General features: G+C 53.3%; 14 protein-coding genes. 9 read left to right on the forward strand and 5 right to left on the reverse strand.

Annotation, left to right across the window (positions count from 1 at the left end; translation table 11 throughout):
- Window positions 1-66 precede the first annotated feature (66 nt).
- The 4 genes from ACKGJP_RS05465 (at window position 67) to ACKGJP_RS05480 (ending at window position 6,995) form a co-directional block, all read left to right on the forward strand.
- The gene (locus ACKGJP_RS05465; RefSeq protein ID WP_409344669.1) at window positions 67-2,598 is read left to right on the forward strand and encodes a glycosylhydrolase-like jelly roll fold domain-containing protein; all 2,532 of its coding nucleotides are present in this window, start codon (window positions 67-69) and stop codon (window positions 2,596-2,598) included.
- 28 nt (window positions 2,599-2,626) lie between these two features.
- Window positions 2,627-4,951 carry a family 78 glycoside hydrolase catalytic domain gene (locus ACKGJP_RS05470; protein WP_409344670.1) on the forward strand — a complete coding sequence of 775 codons (2,325 nt, stop codon included), beginning with the start codon at window positions 2,627-2,629 and terminating at the stop codon, window positions 4,949-4,951.
- 270 nt (window positions 4,952-5,221) lie between these two features.
- Window positions 5,222-5,911 carry a response regulator transcription factor gene (locus tag ACKGJP_RS05475; protein ID WP_409344671.1) on the forward strand — a complete coding sequence of 230 codons (690 nt, stop codon included), beginning with the start codon at window positions 5,222-5,224 and terminating at the stop codon, window positions 5,909-5,911.
- On the forward strand, window positions 5,901-6,995 hold the full coding sequence (locus ACKGJP_RS05480; RefSeq protein WP_409344672.1) for a sensor histidine kinase: 1,095 nt from the start codon (window positions 5,901-5,903) through the stop codon (window positions 6,993-6,995). Before ACKGJP_RS05475 ends, ACKGJP_RS05480 begins: the two co-directional genes overlap by 11 nt.
- Window positions 6,996-7,090: 95 nt before the next feature.
- Here the strand turns inward: ACKGJP_RS05480 and ACKGJP_RS05485 are convergent, their stop codons facing one another.
- Both ACKGJP_RS05485 and ACKGJP_RS05490 read right to left on the reverse strand, forming a co-directional pair.
- Complete coding sequence (locus ACKGJP_RS05485; protein WP_409344673.1) at window positions 7,091-8,536, reverse strand: alpha/beta hydrolase family protein; 1,446 nt, start codon at window positions 8,534-8,536, stop codon at window positions 7,091-7,093.
- A 179-nt stretch (window positions 8,537-8,715) separates the two neighbouring features.
- Window positions 8,716-10,377, reverse strand: coding sequence for an FAD-dependent oxidoreductase (locus tag ACKGJP_RS05490; RefSeq protein WP_409344674.1), 1,662 nt, complete (start codon window positions 10,375-10,377; stop codon window positions 8,716-8,718).
- 361 nt (window positions 10,378-10,738) lie between these two features.
- On the opposite strand from ACKGJP_RS05490, the gene ACKGJP_RS05495 reads away from it, so the two are divergent.
- On the forward strand, window positions 10,739-12,019 hold the full coding sequence (locus tag ACKGJP_RS05495; RefSeq protein ID WP_409344675.1) for an S-layer homology domain-containing protein: 1,281 nt from the start codon (window positions 10,739-10,741) through the stop codon (window positions 12,017-12,019).
- 319 nt (window positions 12,020-12,338) lie between these two features.
- The gene (locus tag ACKGJP_RS05500) at window positions 12,339-13,130 is read left to right on the forward strand and encodes a class I SAM-dependent methyltransferase (RefSeq protein WP_409344676.1); all 792 of its coding nucleotides are present in this window, start codon (window positions 12,339-12,341) and stop codon (window positions 13,128-13,130) included.
- Between the two features lie 73 nt (window positions 13,131-13,203).
- Here ACKGJP_RS05500 and ACKGJP_RS05505 read toward each other — a convergent pair whose 3' ends face one another.
- The 3 genes from ACKGJP_RS05505 to ACKGJP_RS05515 all read right to left on the reverse strand — a co-directional run bounded on the left by ACKGJP_RS05505 (window position 13,204) and on the right by ACKGJP_RS05515 (window position 13,931).
- On the reverse strand, window positions 13,204-13,353 hold the full coding sequence (locus tag ACKGJP_RS05505; RefSeq protein ID WP_409344677.1) for a sporulation histidine kinase inhibitor Sda: 150 nt from the start codon (window positions 13,351-13,353) through the stop codon (window positions 13,204-13,206).
- Entirely contained in the window at window positions 13,334-13,543 is a 210-nt protein-coding gene (locus ACKGJP_RS05510) for a hypothetical protein (protein ID WP_409344678.1), read from the reverse strand. Before ACKGJP_RS05510 ends, ACKGJP_RS05505 begins: the two co-directional genes overlap by 20 nt.
- Window positions 13,544-13,748: 205 nt before the next feature.
- The gene (locus ACKGJP_RS05515) at window positions 13,749-13,931 is read right to left on the reverse strand and encodes a hypothetical protein (RefSeq protein ID WP_409344679.1); all 183 of its coding nucleotides are present in this window, start codon (window positions 13,929-13,931) and stop codon (window positions 13,749-13,751) included.
- Window positions 13,932-14,005: 74 nt separating this feature from the next.
- Between ACKGJP_RS05515 and ACKGJP_RS05520 the strand changes: the two genes are divergently transcribed.
- The 3 genes from ACKGJP_RS05520 to ACKGJP_RS05530 are packed head-to-tail and all read left to right on the forward strand — an operon-like array spanning window position 14,006 to window position 17,909.
- Window positions 14,006-16,342: an ATP-binding protein gene (locus ACKGJP_RS05520; protein WP_409344680.1), complete on the forward strand. Its 2,337-nt coding sequence runs from the start codon at window positions 14,006-14,008 to the stop codon at window positions 16,340-16,342.
- Complete coding sequence (locus ACKGJP_RS05525; RefSeq protein WP_409344681.1) at window positions 16,339-16,971, forward strand: response regulator; 633 nt, start codon at window positions 16,339-16,341, stop codon at window positions 16,969-16,971. The genes ACKGJP_RS05520 and ACKGJP_RS05525 overlap by 4 nt, the downstream gene beginning before the upstream one ends.
- Before the next feature lie 14 nt (window positions 16,972-16,985).
- The gene (locus ACKGJP_RS05530) at window positions 16,986-17,909 is read left to right on the forward strand and encodes a polyprenyl synthetase family protein (RefSeq protein ID WP_409344682.1); all 924 of its coding nucleotides are present in this window, start codon (window positions 16,986-16,988) and stop codon (window positions 17,907-17,909) included.
- The last annotated feature ends 176 nt before the right edge of the window (window positions 17,910-18,085 follow it).

The following is an 18,085-nucleotide window of genomic DNA, read 5'->3' on the forward strand; positions in this document are numbered from 1 at the left end:
TTGCGGGCCATTTTGCATATCGTTAAGGTGACAACCGTCCATGAGGCGGCGAAAAGGGGATAACCGATGACGACTGTACACGATGCGGAACTGGACGCCCTTAGACGGCAGTTCCTGGATCCGGACGACGAGTATTCGCCGGTTCCGTTCTGGTTCTGGAACGATCTGCTCCAAGAAGAAGAGCTCGTAAGGCAAATCCGCGAGTTCAAGAGCAAAGGGGTGGCGGGCTTCGTCATTCATCCGCGACTCGGGTATTCCGAAACGATTCCGTATATGTCGGACGCATACATGGATAAGGTGGAAACGGCCGTAGAGGAAGCGGAGCGGCAAGGGATGAAGGTGTTTTTGTACGATGAAGCGATGTATCCGTCCGGTTCGGCGATGGGAAGGGTCGTAGGCGAAAATCCGGACTACGCGAGCCGCGGGCTTCGGATGGAGGAATTTCCATGCAACGGCGCAGGGATGTTTCCCGTCATGCTTAAAGACGGAGAGGCGCTCGTATCCGCGCAGGCGGTGGAGAAGCTATCCCCGACAACGGTGAACCTGGATCGGGTCGTGCTGCTGGAAGCGGATCTGGAGCGGGGACAGGTCTGCTTTATTCCGCCTGTTGAAGGGGAATGGTCCGTCCTTTTGTTCGTCGAGACGTTCTCCAAAGGAACGATCCGGGGGCTTTATTTCGGGCAGGACGACTTGGAGCCCGGTGCGCCTCCGTCGGCGGATCTGCTTAACCCGAAGGCGACGGAAACGTTTATCCGGCTGACCCATGAAATTTACTACAAACGGTTGAAGCGGCATTTCGGACATACCGTTCAGGCGATGTTTACGGACGAGCCGAATATTTTGGGCAGATGTCCTCTCCCGGGCTTACACCCTTGGACGGGAGGATTTCTGGAATATGTCGGTTCGCTCGGGCTGAAGGAGAAGGATATATCCGCGCTATGGTTCGATGCCGGTGAGCAGACGGAAACGGTAAGAGATTCCTATGAGAAGGCGGTGAACCGGAAGCTGGCGGCAAGCTTCTACCGTCCGTTGTCGGTTTGGTGCGAGGAGCGGGGGATCCAATTGACGGGCCACCCGGGCTTGAGCGACGAAATCGGCATGCTCGACTATTTTCATCTGCCGGGTCAGGATATCGTCTGGCGCATGGTGGAGCCCGGTGCCGGCAAAGGGATTACGGGAGCGGACAGCACGCTAGGCAAATGCTCTTCCGATGCCGCCCGGCACCGAGGCCGCAGGCGGAATATGAACGAATGCTTCGGAGCGTGTTTCCAAGGCGGCATCGGCTGGCATTTTACGGCGGACGATATGAAATGGTACATGGATTGGCTGTTCGTCCGCGGCGTCAATATGCTCGTTCCGCACGCCTTCTATTATTCTCTCGAAGGGCGACGGAAGGACGAGAGGCCGCCCGACGTGGGATTGAACAGCATATGGTGGCCCCATTACAGGACGATCAGCGCGTACATGAGGCGGATGAGCTGGCTGATGACCGATTCCGTCAATGCGGCGAAGATAGCCGTTCTTTGCGAGGAAAGCCGGCTGCCGTGGGAAATGGCCGTGCCTCTTTACGAAAATCAACGGGAATTCAACTACTTGGAGGAACGGTTGTTTTTGCTCGACAGCACGATAGGCGAAGACGGAACGGTGCGGATCGCAGAGCAAAAGTATTTCGTCATCGCGGTGGACCGGCCCGAGCGCTTTGAAGAAGAGACGCGCCGCAAGCTGCTGGAATTCGAACGGGCAGGCGGTACCGTGATTGTTTGGCGCCATGAGTCCGCGGCATGCGGTTCTTGGGCCGCACTGGACGAAAGAGCGGAAGCGGAGTCAGCTTCTTCGGGATCGGCCGCTGTTTGGGAGCGGCGCATACCGCCGGATGTCCGGCTGGAGCCCGCCGCGCCGTTTATCCGCGTCAGCCATGTGCGCAAGGGCGGCGTTCATTTCTATTTGTTTGTGAACGAGGGCGAGCTAGGCTACGATGGCGCCGTCAGGCTGGAAACAAGCGGAAGCCTGGAGAGATGGGACCCGTGGGAAGGGACGGCCGCCGTGCAGCCGGTCGGGCAAATGCTGCGGGACGGAGGCGTTCTTGTGCCGCTTGCTCTCGACAGGAGACAAAGCGTCATTTATTGCGTAAACCCGTCGGGCAGCCCCGCGGTGGCGGTGGCGCCGAAGAGCCGCCCTGTCGTAAAGGCGGTGCCTATCCTGGAAGGATGGACGGTGCAGAAGCAATCTGCCGTTCCGTCACGCCTCGAGCCGGCCGGGCTAGAGTCATGGACGGAATGGGACGGAATGGCTCATTACTCCGGCACCGTCGAATATGCCGGCGAGTTTCATTTGGATCCCGTCGATGCAGACGCCCATACGATCCGGCTTGATTTGGGAGACGTTCGCGAGATGGCCGAAGTCCGGCTAAACGGAGTAGACCTCGGGGTCCGGATGTGGCAGCCATACCTGTACGCCGACATAACGGAGGCGATTCGGCCTGGGACGAATAGGCTGTGCATACGGGTAACCAACAGCTTGGCGAATGCGTATAACCGCGTATCGCTGCCTTCCGGCTTGTTGGGACCGGTATGCGTGGAAGTGACGGCTAAGCCATAATCGCAACCGATAGCGGGGGGAGAAAAGGATGAATAAAAGTTGGCGCGCCCGTTGGATTTGGGCCGACGTACCCTCCGGTACGCCGAACGTGTACGTGGAAACGAGAAAAACATTTCGTCTTGCCGAGCTGCCGGAGCGCGCTTTGCTGCGCATTACGGCGAATCAGGAATACGAGGTGTTGCTGAACGGAGAGCGTGTCGGGCGCGGACCTTCGCCATCCGACGACGCCTGGAAATATTACGATACAAGGGATGTCGGCAGCCTGCTAGTAAGCGGACGGAACGTCATCGCGATTATCGCTTACAATTTCGGCACCGCGGATATCGTCACGGAGCAAAGGCAGGGGCCGGGCGGCGTTCTTGCGCAGCTGGATATCAGCGATGAGCAAGGCGGGAGTACCGAGTGCGCAGTCGCGACGGACGGGACTTGGACGTGCAGACGTTCTCCCCGCTGGGTCGCGAATGTCAGCAGACAGCACCAATGGAACGGGTTTCGCGAAGTGTATTTGGCGGATAAGGAAGACGGCTGGGAGCTGCCGGAATACGACGATTCCGCATGGCCGGGTGCGATAGTGGTCGCACAGGCGGAAGAGGCGGATTCCCCTTGGCCGCGGCTGCTCGAGCGGGACATTCCCTTTTTGCGGGAAGGGTACGCGGAGCCTGCGGTCATCGTCCGTACGGAGGATAACTTCGGAACGGTGCGGCATGCGGAAACGCTGCTCCGCGGGCAGGATCCGGGATCGCAAGGCTCGCCCGCCGGAGGCGGAATGATCGTCGATGCCGGCGCGCCTGGCGCGATACCCGCGGTCGTATTCGATTTCGGCCGCGTAACCGCCGGGTATGTCCGCTTGTCCGTCGAGGCGCCGGAAGGCGGCGTCATTCAGCTGCATTACGGGGAATCGCTCGATATGGCGTTGTACGACACATTTTTGCTGAAGAAAGGCTTGAATGTGCTTACTCCGTTCGACCGAAGGGCGTTTCGGTTCATGAAGCTGACTTTCCAGGCGCTGCCGGTACCGGTGCGGGTTACGGAATGCTCGCTCCGATCGGTTCATTACGATTTTAGCGAGACCGGAGCATTCGTCTGCAGCGATCCATTGCTGAACGAAATTTGGCAGGTGGGCTTATACACGACAACCGTTAACAGCCAGGACCATCTGGAAGATTGCACGCTTCGCGAAAGGGCGCTTTGGGTCGCCGATGCGGTCGTTATGGCCAAAGTCATTTATCATGCGTTCGGCGATACGAAACTCATGCGCAAATGCTTGCTTCAGGGCGCGCGCATTCAGCATGAAGACGGCGCCATTCCCGGGACCGGCCCGGAGCGGAACGGCAAAGTGCTGCCCGATTTTTGCGCGCACTGGCTGTTCGGGGTGTCCGCATATTGGAGCTATACGAAGGACCGGGCGTTTCTGGACGAAATATGGCCCGCCGTCATGAAGCTGATGGACTGGTTCGAGCGTCAGGAGGATTCGGTCGGCTTGTTCGCCCGGGCCGACAGACGGCCGTGGTGGTGCTTTATCGATTGGGCCGATTATCTCGACAAGCGGGACCGGGTGACGGCGTTGAACTGTTTTTACTATAAGGCGCTTATGGAAGCGGCGGTGCTGGCCGGCGAATCGGCGCGCGGCGATTTGGCGGAGCGCTGGCGGGAGAGAGCGGACAGACTGCGACATGCGATAAGGACGCGGCTATGGTCGGCGGAGAAAGGGGCTTTCGCCGATTGCAGGACGGAGGACGGCCTTTCGGATGTCGTGACCGCACAAACGAACTTTACGGCTATGTGGACCGGCGTTATGGAGGAGGCGGATGCGCGCCGATTCTTGCTTGACGTTTATGACCGGGGAGCAACCCGGCCGTTAAAAGGCGCGTTCTTCTATCATATCGTGCTGGAAACGATGTTCGACCGGGACCGGGGGCAAGACGCCTTGGCCATCATGCGAGCCTACTGGGGGGAAATGCTTGCCCGCGGAGCGACGACCTGGTGGGAAACGTTCGATCCGCAGACGCCGCACGGAACGATTCCGAGCCCTTATCAAGGCAATACGCCTACGTTTCTGAGGGACAACGTTCCGGTAAGTCTATGCCACGGCTGGGGAGCGGCTCCGACTTATTTGCTCACGCAGCGCGTTCTCGGCATCGACGTATCCGAATTGGGGCAGGGCCTTATCCGTTTCCGGCCGAATCCCGGCAATCTCGAGTGGGCGCGCGGCGAAGCGCCAACGATATGGGGAGCCGTTCATGCGGAATGGAGCCGGAAGGAAGGCGGCGGTCTGCAGTTCCGTGCGTCCGTTCCGACAGGACTGCGCTGGACGTATGAAGGGGATGCCGGCGATACGGTCGAGATCGTCTAATCCCGATAAACGCGTATGGAGAGGCTTATTCAGGCCTTTTTGTACGCGTTTTTTTGCTCTATAGATGTTGATAGCCGTCTCTTCATATATTCTTTAGTTTTTTCGCAACAAGATCCTAAGTTTTTTGGATTATGATAATATAGGGGCTTGCTGTACGCTACGGCTCGGAGGCTCTCCGGCTGATTACGACTTGCGGCTTTACCAGCCGTGCAAGGCGTTATTGATTTTCCCGGAAAATATAAATATCGGAGAATAATCGGGGGGCTAAAGATGAATAAAATCACCGTCTTGGTTGTGGATGACGATTCCGAAATACGGGACGTTATTCATGTCTACTTGCGCAATGAAGGCTACCATGTGCTCGAAGCGGAACATGGCTTGCAGGCGTTGGAGATTGTCAAAGCAACATCCGTACAGCTAATTATTTTGGATGTGATGATGCCCCATATGGACGGGATCAGGACATGCCTGAAAATCAGGGAAACCTCAAGGGTCCCCATTATCATGCTGTCCGCAAAGGAAGAAGACATCGACAAAATAACCGGGCTTTCTACAGGAGCGGATGATTACGTCACCAAGCCGTTCAGTCTCATGGAATTGATGGCTCGCGTTAAGGCGCAGCTGCGCCGGCAAAGCTACAACGTCAAGGACCGGGAGGAAGCCGTCATATATGCCGGCGACTTGATCATTGACAAAGCTCAGCATCAGGTAACCGTAAAGGGGAAGATCGTAACCCTGACCCCTATTGAATTTTCCATACTCGAACTGATGGCATGCCATCGCGGATATGTGTTCAGCGCGGATAAAATCTACGAACGGGTGTGGAAAGAACCCAGCGGTTTTTCGGACAATACGGTTGTCGTTCATGTCCGAAACATACGGGAGAAAATAGAGGAAAACCCCCGGGAGCCCATGTACATCAAGACAGTCTGGGGGAGGGGATACAAATTTGAAAAATAAATGCCTTGCCTTGATTTTCGGAAAAAACAGCATTCGTGTGCGCATGTTTTGGTCGTTCCTTCTTAGCCTAATCATTGCGATGTACGCATCGTCGTTTGTCGTCAACTATTTACTAAGCGATCTCTTAAATACGAGCCGATTCCCCAACATGTCAAACGTTTTATCTAGCGTTTTCTCGATTGTTTCGTTTGTCGGTTCGTCTATTTTCTGCTTTTCCTTCCTGACCAGGCGCTTCTTGCACGATCTGCTTACTCTGGCGGACGGCCTTGCTTTTATCGCCAACGGTAATTTGCATTATCGCGTTCCGCTCTCGAGGAAAGACGAATTAGGCAAGGTCGCGGAAAATATTAATGCAATGGCCGAGAAACTGGAGCGCCAGCTCGAGAAGGAACGGCAAACCGAAAAGTCCAAAATGGACTTGATTACGGGCGTATCCCACGATCTGCGAACTCCGCTCGCCAGCATCATCGGATATGTGGAGTTGTTGAAGAACAAGGGTTATCAAAATGAGCAGGAGCACGAACGTTTCGTTGACAATACCTACAAAAAATCCATTCAATTGAAAAAACTCATTGATGACTTATTTGAGTACACCCGTCTTACAAGCAGCGAAGTCAAGCTCGAAACCAGCCGGGTTGACGCACGGGAGCTGCTCACGCAAATTTTGGCTGAGTTTCACCCCTTCGCCAGAGAACATGGAATTACTGTGGAAACCTATTTAACGCATGAGACTTTGCCAATACCCATGGACCCGGAAAAAATAAGGAGGGCCATCGACAACCTTTTGATGAATGCTTTGAAGTTCTCGGTGAAGCCGGGCGTTGTGCGCGTGTCGCTGAAAAAGCGTTTCCCTATCGTTGCCGTCACGATTGAGAATGAAGGCGTTCCGATAACGAAGGAACAGGAAGAGCAATTATTTGAGCGGTTTTATAAAGCCGATCATTCGCGAACGGTCCCAACCGTCCAGTCCGGCTCGGGACTGGGGCTGTCCATTGCGAAAAATATCGCCGAACGCCACGGCGGCACATTAAGCCTGGTTCATTCCTCGGGTCATTATGCATTCACTCTTGAACTTCCCGCATAAACGCCGGTGAGCCGGCCGAAGCGGAGGATGCCTCCGGACTCCTCGATCTGTTTGCCATCCAGTAGGCGCTCGACCGGCTTTAAGCGGGTGCATGCTTATTTGTTCGCTTGAAAATGTACTTCCGGGTATTTGGCAGCCAAGCCTTGGAGCGCAGAATCGTCTTTTCCTTTTAGGTACCGATCGAAAAAGGCGACGCTGAATTCATTCACGATACGATGTTCCCTCCGCGGATCTGCGCCGCTTAATCCCAAGAGCGGAGAGAATAACGCAAGATCGGAGTAGCTTGCATGCTTGGAACCCGGAATGAGTAAGGATAAACCGCCGCCAGCCAAAGCACGGCCCGACTTTTGGATGTATTCTTTCCTGGGCGCTTCGAACGCTTCCCGCCTCCCCACGCCCGCCTTGCCCGCGACATCGTCGAAAGAGGTCATAACCTTCTTGTACGTCTCCTCCGAATACATCATGAAGAACGGCTTTCCGAGTCCCTTCTCGGAAACCGGCTGCCCATAAAACCCGCCGTCCATGCTCAGGGCGGCTTTCACGCGAGAATCGTTCTTTATCATTTGCAGAGTAACGGCTCCGCCGAACGAATGTCCGAGCATGCCGATTCGTTCGATATCCAGTTTGCCGCTAAAACGGCCGGCCGGATCGTTTCGGTTGAGCGTTTCCGCTTGATTGAGCACAAAGTTGGCATCGGCGACCCATAGCGGGAGATGTTCCTCGTATTTGGCATTGGAAGTCAGGTCGGGGCCGGTTCGGCTCAAGGCTACGCGTCCGTCAGGATAGACGGTGGCAGCCGCTTCATAGGCGTAATCGATACCCATTACGATATAGCCGTGACTTGCTAGATTCTCGATTTGAAACATATTTTGATTGCGATATCCGGTCATCCCGTGGGAAAAAATCAATATGGGATAACGGCTTTCCGAGTCCGAAACCTGGGCTTCCGGCAAAGAATAGGTTTTGACCAATCCCAGATGGTTTAGCATGAAATCTGGAAGTCCCATCATTTTTGATGAGATGGCCCCGCTTACTTTGGATGCGTTCCGGAGATAGGGGCTACGCTTTTTCCCGTCGCCTGCGGCTGCCGGGTACCAAATCTGCACCATCAGCTCACGCCGGTCGTTTGGGTTCTCCGTATACGTTTCGCCCCGGTTTTCGTCTATCCAGTGATACACGGCCGTTCCGACCGGATAAGGCCCCGTCGGTTTCTCGAACGAGAATACAGGCATGACAGCGGGCAGTGCGACCGAGATCAACAAAAATACGGACAACAGCCCCGCTTGAACCGTGAGCGCAACCCGGCTTCTGCCCCCCTCCTTCCGCTTGCCCAAAAAGAAATAAACAAGCAGAGTGAATGGCGTCAAGTAAGCGGGAACCATTTGCCAGCGTCCGCCTTCCGCGGCAAGCTGCACAATAACCAAACCGAGGGCAACCGCCAAGGACATGACGGAACTTTTCCCGGGCTTCCGGTTCGAAATAAATGCCCAATACAGCAGGCCAAAATTAATAACCAGCAGACAAATTTCCCAAATCCTCATCTTGATCTTCCTCCTATGAAACTCAACTGGTTTCATCGTACAGGAAAATGATGAAGATAAAGTCGGGGAAGTAATGAATGTAAACTAAAGAATTCCGATCCGTCGGAGGCGGGCGAAACATGACCGGATCGGCATAAAAAATGGATTGATCGACAAGGAAAAGCCGCAGCGCAATCGCGCTACGGCTTTCTTTTTTTGATATAGGTCGGATAGACGATTTCGCCCGTATCGAGCTTCTTGATCTCATCCTCGGTCCAGCCGGCGATCTTGTTGTTGCCTTTGACGCCCGTAAGCTTGAGTTGGTATTTCGTTTCCAAATACGGATGCAGCTTCGTCCAGTCGGAAGCATCGAGCTGGCGCAGCTTCTTCTTGTCCTTGATCTGGCCGAGAATGACGCCGATGGACTCGGCCGCAAGCGCCGTGTTCGGCTGGATACGAGCGCTGCCGTATGCAATCGCGGAGGAGCCGACGTTTTTGCCCGCCATGATGACGTTCTCGTAGTTTTTAAGCAGGAAGCTCCTCAGCGGCATGCCGTACTTGTCAGGCCGTCCCATCTCGATGCCCCATTTGTTCGCGCTCGTTCCCTGCAAATCGAGCGGGTACCCCGCGATGCTTACGTTGTCCTCGAACATCCGGGCTCCGAGTGCATCCGATACCTTCAGCACGTAATCCGTCTCGTAATGATTGAATTCGCGAATGTACAGGTACGGCGGGAAGCCGTTCAGCTCGGCTTTCTCCCAGCCGGCGATCGACTTGCGGAAATGGTTCAGGATGAGCGGCATTTCCTTCTTCCCGAGCTCGATGGCTTCGTCTACGGATTGCTGGTTGGACGGGTCGACCGTGTAGATCAGGAAAGCGTTGATAATGACCTCGCCGTCGCGCTGGCTAACGGCATTGAGCCCCCTCAGGAACACCCGGTCGTTCGACGGTTTATAAGCGCTTGTCATGCCGCTCAAGCCTATGGCGTAGCTTTCGTTGACATAGCCGCCGCCGTATTTTTTATTTTTCTCCTCCTGGGATAAGGCGTTGAAGGAGGCATTGAACGTTTTCCAGTCGACGTTCTTGAATTTCATCATCATGCCGGCGCTCATGTATTCGATGTTGTCCTGTCCGTAAAACTTCTCCAAGCCCGGCAATCGCGTTACCTGAAGCTTGCTGGCGAAAGCGGCGTAATCGCTGTTTTCGACGAAATAGGAAGCGGTAATTTTCTTCTTGGTTTTTTGGCCGTCCGTATAAACGAGCGATTGAATCGCTTGGCTGCCGTTCAGGCCCGGTGCCGTCTCGATGCTGTCGATGGCGATGCCGCTCTCGATCGGGATGTCCTTGCCGAGCTTCTCGAAATAGGACGTAAACTCGGAGAGCTTACGAATTTTGCCGTTACGGAAGCCGTCGAACAGCTCCTTCGCGCGGCCCTGCACCATCAAGCGTCCGGCATCGTCCTTCGTTTCGTCCAGAAACAGCATTTCCCCCTGGATCAGTTGGCCGCCCGCTTTGGCCCGGGGATCCAAAATCTTCACGGTCAAGCCTTCGTCCTTGGCTGCGCGCGCCAGATACATGCCTTCCATCTCGCTGCCGATCAGCACGACATCGACCTTTTCCTCCGGAAGCGGCGGCGCCGGGGTCGGAGTAGGCGATGCGGAGGATTTCGGAGAAGCCGTCGCGGCAATCGGCGAAGGCGACGTTTCCGATGCCGTTCTTGGTTCTTCATCATTTTTATTGCTCCAAAAGGCGTATAAGCCGAAGGCAAGCAGAATGACCGCAATCACGCCGCCCCCGATCAGCCATCCGCCCCTCTTTTTCCCGCTTGCGCCTATACGTTTATCCTGTCGATGTTGTCGCATTTGAACAATCCCCTGCTTTCTTATGTATGGCTCAAAATCATTACGGCGAACCCGCTTTAGCCCTAAAACGCCGAGTGTCCTACCCTAGTCTACCATTTTCGCGGATGGTGAGAAAGTCCTTGTCACAGCGCGGTGCGAGCCGGTTTATGCTGCTCAAGTCCCTGACGTATCCGGTTACATTTTGTCGGTGTACCCCCATAAACAAAATGACCTCGGCGAAACCTTGTAGCATAACCGGGCAACCGGAACCTCCTTCGCGAAGAGAGTTCAGTTCCCTCCATTCCTACAAACCGACATGGCCGCCGGTTTCGAAAGGAACGTACATCCGAGAATATCCAATAATATCCAAGGAGAGTGTAACATGAACAAGTTTAAAGTGATTAGAAAACTGACAATTTCGAGTTTGGCCGCTGCGATGGTGCTGGGCGGTTCCGTATCCGCTTTTGCCGACGGCAAAGGGAAAGGGAACGACAAGGACGACTGGAAAAACCGTCCCTCGATCATCAAAGGTCATAACAATAACAATAACAATAACGGCAACAAAGGCAACTCCGTAACGAACAACTATGTGCAAGTAGGCAATAATAACGTGCAAATCATTCTTGATTTTGACGACGTTCGCGGCGGTGACGTGGAGTGGGCGGTCAAAAACATCGCAAGCCTCGCATCCAAGCGTGTATTCGAAGGCTACGAGGACGGCACGTTCCAACCGCGTAAACCGATCAACCGCATCGAAGCGATTACAGCAGCCGTTCGTCTGATGGGACTTCGCGATAAAGCGGAATCGCAAGAAGAAATGAAAACGCAGCTGAACTTCAAGGACGCTGACAAAATCGCCAGCAAATATCCTTGGGCAGTCGGCTATGTAGCCGTTGCGGTAGAAAACGACCTGTTCCTAGAAACGGATTCTTCCGTTCAACCGGATAAAGCGGCGGACCGCCTCTGGGCAACGATGCTGCTCGTTAAAGCTTTGAAGCTTGACGGCGAAGCAAAAGCGAAAATGAATACGAAGCTGACGTTCAAGGATGCGGATAAAATCCCTGCCGGCGCTGTAGGCTATGTAGCGGTTGCGGTAGAAAAAGGTCTGATCAACGGCTACGAAGACAACACGTTCCGTCCTGACCGTACCGTAACGCGTGCCGAGCTTGCCGCACTGCTTGACCGCACAGGCGATCAAATGAGCGATAGCGCAGCCATCGAAGGCAAAGTTAGCGCAGCCTTCAACAACGGGGTGCTGTCCGTACTCCGCAACGGCCAAACCGTTAACGTTACGCTCGACCCGGGCGCCTTTATTTACCGCAACGGCGTTCGCATTAGCGCAACCGATCTGAAAGTCGGCGACGAAGTGAAAATCCGTTCCTTCAATAATGTTGCGATCTTCGTCGAAGTGACGAAATCCGGAACCGAAACGCCGGCTACCGGTTTTACGGTAACGGGCTCGGTTTATGACAAAGTGGTCAGCAGCAACGGAAAAATCATTCAAATTACGCTGAACCAAGCGGTTAACGGTTCGGTTGTGCAAGTTCCTTACGCCGTTTCTCCGGATGTTGTCATCAATCCTGCCGGAGCACAGCTCAACGTCAACCAAAACGTGGAATTGAAAGGCGATAGCAACGTCGTCAAAACGATTACACTGAAGTAATGAAAGCATAAGGGAGCGGAAGGCCAGGTACCCGCAGAATCCGGCACTTCCTTCCCGGCAAACAGCTTCGTTCCATGCGGCACTGCCGCAAGGGACGGAGTTTTTTGTTGTCTGCCGATAAGCGGTTGGACCTTACTTTATGATCGATGGTAGTCGAGTAGATGGCCGTATTGAAGACAATGATACGATCATTCGATCGAAGGCTCATTATGGTGGTAATTGGAGGTGCGATTGTGTATGCTAGTGCTAATATGGGCAATTAGCGGCGTATCTCACGATGATTAGCTGCTTGCTAGGTTAATTAGGAGGATTCTATAAGATGGACAAGGAGCATCGTTCGGCAAACGGCGAGGCATGGAATCAAGGACCGTACGCCGCATGGCTGCAGCGATTCGGGACGCCGCGCGAGGCGGCCGATAAAATAAAGGCGAACCCTGCCGCGAGGCTAGGCACGCTTGCTTCATATATGGGCGAGCTGAACGGGAAAAAGACGGCGAATCTGCTGGGCTCCCACGGGGGCAAAGCGGTTGCGCTGGCGCTGCTTGGCGCGGATGTGACCGTGGTCGACATCGCGGCGGAGAATGCGCGGTACGCGGAGGAGGTCGCGCGGGAAGCGGGGGTTCCGCTTCGCTACGTGGTGGCCGACGTTCTGGAGCTGCCGGAGACGGAAAGAAGCGGCGATTACGATATCGTGCTGATGGAGTTCGGCATCCTGCATTATTTTACGGAGCTCGCTCCGCTCATGAGGGTTGTGGCCGATCTGCTGAAGCAAGGCGGACGGCTTGTGCTGCAGGATTTCCATCCGATCACGACGAAGCTGATTTCCTCCAAGGGCACCCGTCATACGATCCGCAAGCATAAAGTGGACGGCGATTATTTTGACGAATCGGTGCATGAGGTCGAGGTGCCTTACGAGAAGTTTTTGCCCGGGTCCGACCCTGCGCCTCTCAAAAAAGTGCTTCAGCGCCGCTGGACGCTTGGCGAAATCGTCACGGCGGTCGCGGCGGAAGGACTGTACATCAGGACGCTGCTCGAAGAGCCGAACCGTTCGTCCGATGTGTTCGACAAGGGGATTCCGAAGTCGTTTCTCATCGCGGCGGACAAGCTGTAGTCCATGACGGGGCATTCTTCGCGTGCAAGACAAAAAGAAAGGACGGCTGCATCATTTGCAGTCGTCCTTATTATTAACGTTGTTTAGAGAATCCGCCGTTGCGAAAGTCCAGCTTGCGCTTCCTCATCTCTTCCTGCAGCAGATGGATGAAATCAGCGTCCAATTTTTGTTCTAGGGCCTGATTATAGACGTGAATGAGCACTTCATTGCTTAATACTTGCATTGATCCATTCTCCTTGCGTCCATACGGTTTGTAGTAGCCTCTGCTGCCGTTCTTGCTCCATCCGTTTGCTAACTACGGACCAGGAGGCTTGAATAACGGAGTCGGGCGGCAATTCGATTTGCGTGGTCTGCTGTGTCAATACGTCGCGGAAAGCTTGATCGAAGCATCGGTTGAATTGTTTAGTATCCATAGGTTCGTCATCCGTTTCTAGCAGATTTATAATTTTATATTACAGGTAATTTGTCCCAATAGCAGCACAAAACGGATGCGCACAACCGTAAAAATTTTGGTGTTTTTGCGCAAAATGCTTGCTCGAAAAATAGAAAACGAGATCGTATATTGGACTTCGCCAATATACAATCTCGTTTTTGTTTGGTAAAATATTGAACAATGTACTACATCCAAGCTTCTTTTACTTCGATTTTGCGATCGGTCTCGGAGTCAAATGCATTTCTTACAGCCTTTTCTTCCGCTTTCGACAACGAATGACCAAACTGAGCGGATACTACTTCGGTTTTGGAAGACTTCAAGCTTTTGACAATGTTGCTTAATTGCGGTGACCAGACGACAGCTTGCATGAATCCATGACCCCCTTCGACAATTTTTTACAAGGCTATTATATCAAATAAAGGTAATGATAAGGAGATATTTTATGAGACGAAATAAAATATTCATTATTGTGCTAGCCTCCTGCATTATTGCGCAATCTTGGTTCGCCTTCATTGCACTAAAATCTCCTTATCTAGGTATAGCCGTCGAGCAGAATAAAGCGCATGAATGGGTAGTCCGCTCTTTCGATAAAGCCAGCGAAGCGCAGAAATTAAATATTCGAGTGGGAGATGTCGTCCGAGCCATCGACGGGAAAGATCCAAACGAGCATACTTCCGTCATGAAATGGCGCTACATCGAGCAAGCCGATACGGTCCTTTTCGAACGCCATGGCGAACGCATTTCCGTAAATATGAAGGACGTACCGCGTAACGCCTTGTTCAATTTGGTACCGATTGTTGCCGAAATCGTATGTTTTTTTCTAGCGCTTCTTTTATATATGAAAGCAGGGCATTCCGTATCGGCCAAATACTTATCCCTCGTGTTCCTGAACGGAGCCGTTGCATTTATGAGCAACGGAGCGTCTATTCGGGGAGATGCACTCGGCAAGCTGTGTATTGCGACTGCCGTTACGCTGGTTCCGACATTGTTTTTGCATTTTTTGATCGTCTTTTTCAGGGATAGGGGCAGCATTAAACTTAACGCTCGTTTCCTCAAGTACTTGTATGCGGTTCCTGCAGCTTACGCTCTGATCAAATCCTTCTTCTTTTTGGATGGGGCTTATGCTTATTCGGCTTACCGAATTGCCTCCAAAACGGATACCGCTTTCTTTATTGCCGGCATTTTAATCATTTTCTTTTTGCTTTCCCATCTTCTTATCAAGTACCGGAAAGAGCAATCGTACGCGTCCAAGCTGGTCCGGATCGTGTGGATTTCGTTGTTCATTTCCTTCTCTCCGATGATCTTATTCTCGTTCCTGCCTTTGCTGCTGACAGGGAAACTCATTATCAGCTCGGCCTATACCAGCTGGTTCATCCTGTTCTTCCCGGTTTCGTTCGCTTATTTAATGATGACCAAGCAGCTTTACGACATCGACATCGTCATGCGGCGCATCATGCTCACGACGCTCGTTTCGGTTGTGCCGAGTGCGATGATTATCGGCCTTATCGCGCTTAGCTTTCCGGGCGAAGCATCTGCCGAGCGACTGCTGCTTTTGTATATTTTTATCGTTTCGATCACGTCTTTCGTGCTGTACTCGCTCGAATATTTTACGACGAAGCTGGAGCCCGTCATTTTTCCGCGCAAGCATCATTTGAATCAGGCGCTCAAAAAAATCTCCAAAACGCTCGGCTCCATCTCCAGCTTCCGGGATCTGAAGGACATCGTGCTGGTCGATCTTGTCGGCATCCTACAGGTTTATGGCGGCGTCATCGCCTTCAAATATAAAGAGAATATCGAACTGATCAACGCCGGTGAAATCGATTTGGAGGAGGTAGAGAAGCTCGTGGCGGAGGGGCGGCTCGATCACCCGTCTTTTACCTGCTTTGAAATTAACCGCCATGAGGAATATACCAGCTTTCTCATCATGACGAAGAAGAAAACGAGCACGATGCTCGGGATGGAAGAAATTCAGTGGCTGAATTTGATTATTTCGTATTTGGCCGTCAGCTTGGAGAACCTGTATCTGATCCGCAAGCTGACGGTAAGAATGCAGGAATTGGCCGCGAATATGCCGAGCGACGAAAAGGCTGCGAACGAATTCGTCTGGTTCCGCAAGATGATGTTCGAGCTGCAGGAGAAGGAACGCATCCGGATCGCGAACGATTTGCACGATACGACGATGCAGGATTTGTTTTTCCTGAAACGGCGGATTTCTACGGTCATGAAGCGGTATGCGATGACGAAGGAGGATACCGAGCAGATGGACGGCATGATCGAATACGTGGAGATCATCAACACGAATTTGCGGCAAAGCTGCTTCGAGCTGCACCCGCATTTACTGCAGGAAGTCGGTTTAATCCGTACCGTACGCAAGGTTGTTGACCAAGAAGCGCTGCTGTGCCCGTTCGAACTGGAATTCCGCGCGGAAGGAGCCGATGGCATCGAATTAAGGGATATGGAGACGAAACGCCATGTTTTCCGCATGATTCAGGAGCTTATTAATAATGCAAAGAAGCATTCGCAAGCAACGAAAGTCAGTATCAAACTGTCGTCTATGAAAGGGGGCTTTCGTTTAATGTACGAGGACGACGGGGTCGGGTTCGATACCGATCGGGTTGTCGTCAGGGACATCGGCGCTTCAGGCATCGGCATGGAGCAGCTTAAAAGCCGCGTGCTTTATTTAAACGGTGAACTGGAGCTGGATACAGGCGTCGGTAGGGGCGTCAGGTATACGATAACGCTGCCGATGAACGGCATGGATGGAGGATTAACGGCATGAGCGAACTTGTAAAAGTGCTTGTAGTGGACGATCATCCTTTGGTGGCGCAGGCGACCAAACAATTGCTCGAGCAAATCGAACGCGTAGAAGTGGTCGGCATAGCCGGAACGGGACAGGCGTGCCTAGATTTTTTGGAAAACAATCAACCGGACATCGTGTTTCTCGATTATCAGCTTCCCGATCATCCGGGGACCGTGGTGACGGAAGCCATCAAAAGCCGCTTTCCGGGCATACATGTCGTGATCTTTACCGGGAAGGAAATCGGCGATCTCGTCAACTCTTTCCTGGAGCTTAAGGTAAGCGGTATTATTTCGAAGGAATCCGGCGAAACGACGATTCTTAACGCTTTCCGCTGTTTGCTGGACGGGCAGACGGCCATCCCGATCTCCATGTTTCAGCAAATGCGGATGTTCAATCCCCATTCGACGGGAGAAACGCTGCTGACGCCGGAAGAGCTGACGATCATGAATTTGATTATCGAAGGGGACACGCACGAGCAGATCGCTTCCAAAATTCACATGAGCAAGCGTTCGGTGGACAACTATTTGAAAAAGATATACGAAAAGCTCGGCGTGAAATCGAAAGCCCAAGCCATCGAGAAATATGTGCAAAGCAAAGCCGGATCATAGAACGGGGGAAAATGATGAGGGAGCAAGTCCGAGCTGAAGTGTATGCGGTCATCGACAGCTATTTTAAGCCCGGCGATCTGCGCGAGTGGATGAAAAGGTTTGCGGCGGACAAGGCGGAGGAACGTTCCGTCTGGTCCGATCTGACCCTGCTCGTTCACCGGATGCTGGGCGGGAATTCCCCTCATCTGTACCGGATTGCGGCATTGACCGAAATGATTGCCTTGGCCGCCGATATTGCCGACGATTTGCAGGACAAGGACAACAAGGAGAAAAGCTGGATGCTGTGTCCGCCCGAATACGCCTGGAATGCCGTACTTGCCTTTCTCGTGGGGGGGCTTGCCGAGCTGGGGCGGCTGATGCCGCAGGAAAATGAAACGGGTATGCCGTTTGCCGACGTATGCCGAATGGTAGCCGAGTCGATCGGCGGGCAGCATAACGACGTGAACGGCTCGGTAGCGAGCGAGCAGGACTATATTCAAATGGTTACGGATAAGGCAGGGGCGCTCGTGCGCTTCGCTTGTTACATGGGGTATGCGTCGACCGGGTCCACCGGCCGCGAAACGGCTGTACGGATGGACGAAGCGGCTTGCTGTATCGGGATTGCTTCGCAAATCCGCAACGACGCGCGAGATGTGGTGCGCTTCGACGACAAGAGCGACGTGCGGCGCAAAAAAAAGACGCTTCCCGTTTTCTTTCTGCTCGAGCACTGCCGCGAAGAGCTCCCGTCCATTGCCGGCTATTACGAAGGACGGTTGTCGGAGGAAGCCTTCTTGGCGGACGCGGAATCCGTGGCCCATTCCATCAAGGAGTCGGGCTGTATCGAATATGCGCATGTGATCCAGTCGCTCTATACACAGCGTGCCCAAACGCTCTTAGATGAGCTGCCTGCCCTATCTCCGTGGAAGGAACAGTTCTGCGAAGCGGCGATGGTGCGTTAGAACCAAGCGGCCTAGGGGAAGTATCCCAAATATTTCTCAAGAGAGCGACGAGCGGAGATCAGGTTTCTACATTTCGGTAGAAAGGCTGGTCTTTTTGACGTTTGCAATTTCTTTAAAAAGGAAAAATACGAAAAATAGCGAATAGTATCCATGATATCACCACTGACTTGGAGAAG

Origin of the sequence: Paenibacillus litoralis (genome assembly GCF_046244365.1) — a bacterium.
In the GTDB taxonomy this organism is placed as follows: Bacteria; Bacillota; Bacilli; order Paenibacillales; family NBRC-103111; genus Paenibacillus_V.

What these genes read in the sequence shown, in the direction of transcription:
- ACKGJP_RS05530 (WP_409344682.1), top strand. Translation starts at nt 16,986, where the DNA reads ATGAGGGAGCAAGTCCGAGCTGAAGTGTATGCGGTCATCGACAGCTAT.
- ACKGJP_RS05485 (WP_409344673.1), bottom strand. Translation starts at nt 8,536, where the DNA reads ATGAGGATTTGGGAAATTTGTCTGCTGGTTATTAATTTTGGCCTGCTG.
- ACKGJP_RS05475 (WP_409344671.1), top strand. Translation starts at nt 5,222, where the DNA reads ATGAATAAAATCACCGTCTTGGTTGTGGATGACGATTCCGAAATACGG.
- ACKGJP_RS05505 (WP_409344677.1), bottom strand. Translation starts at nt 13,353, where the DNA reads ATGCAAGTATTAAGCAATGAAGTGCTCATTCACGTCTATAATCAGGCC.
- ACKGJP_RS05525 (WP_409344681.1), top strand. Translation starts at nt 16,339, where the DNA reads ATGAGCGAACTTGTAAAAGTGCTTGTAGTGGACGATCATCCTTTGGTG.
- ACKGJP_RS05515 (WP_409344679.1), bottom strand. Translation starts at nt 13,931, where the DNA reads ATGCAAGCTGTCGTCTGGTCACCGCAATTAAGCAACATTGTCAAAAGC.
- ACKGJP_RS05465 (WP_409344669.1), top strand. Translation starts at nt 67, where the DNA reads ATGACGACTGTACACGATGCGGAACTGGACGCCCTTAGACGGCAGTTC.
- ACKGJP_RS05490 (WP_409344674.1), bottom strand. Translation starts at nt 10,377, where the DNA reads ATGCGACAACATCGACAGGATAAACGTATAGGCGCAAGCGGGAAAAAG.
- ACKGJP_RS05500 (WP_409344676.1), top strand. Translation starts at nt 12,339, where the DNA reads ATGGACAAGGAGCATCGTTCGGCAAACGGCGAGGCATGGAATCAAGGA.
- ACKGJP_RS05495 (WP_409344675.1), top strand. Translation starts at nt 10,739, where the DNA reads ATGAACAAGTTTAAAGTGATTAGAAAACTGACAATTTCGAGTTTGGCC.
- ACKGJP_RS05520 (WP_409344680.1), top strand. Translation starts at nt 14,006, where the DNA reads ATGAGACGAAATAAAATATTCATTATTGTGCTAGCCTCCTGCATTATT.
- ACKGJP_RS05510 (WP_409344678.1), bottom strand. Translation starts at nt 13,543, where the DNA reads ATGGATACTAAACAATTCAACCGATGCTTCGATCAAGCTTTCCGCGAC.
- ACKGJP_RS05470 (WP_409344670.1), top strand. Translation starts at nt 2,627, where the DNA reads ATGAATAAAAGTTGGCGCGCCCGTTGGATTTGGGCCGACGTACCCTCC.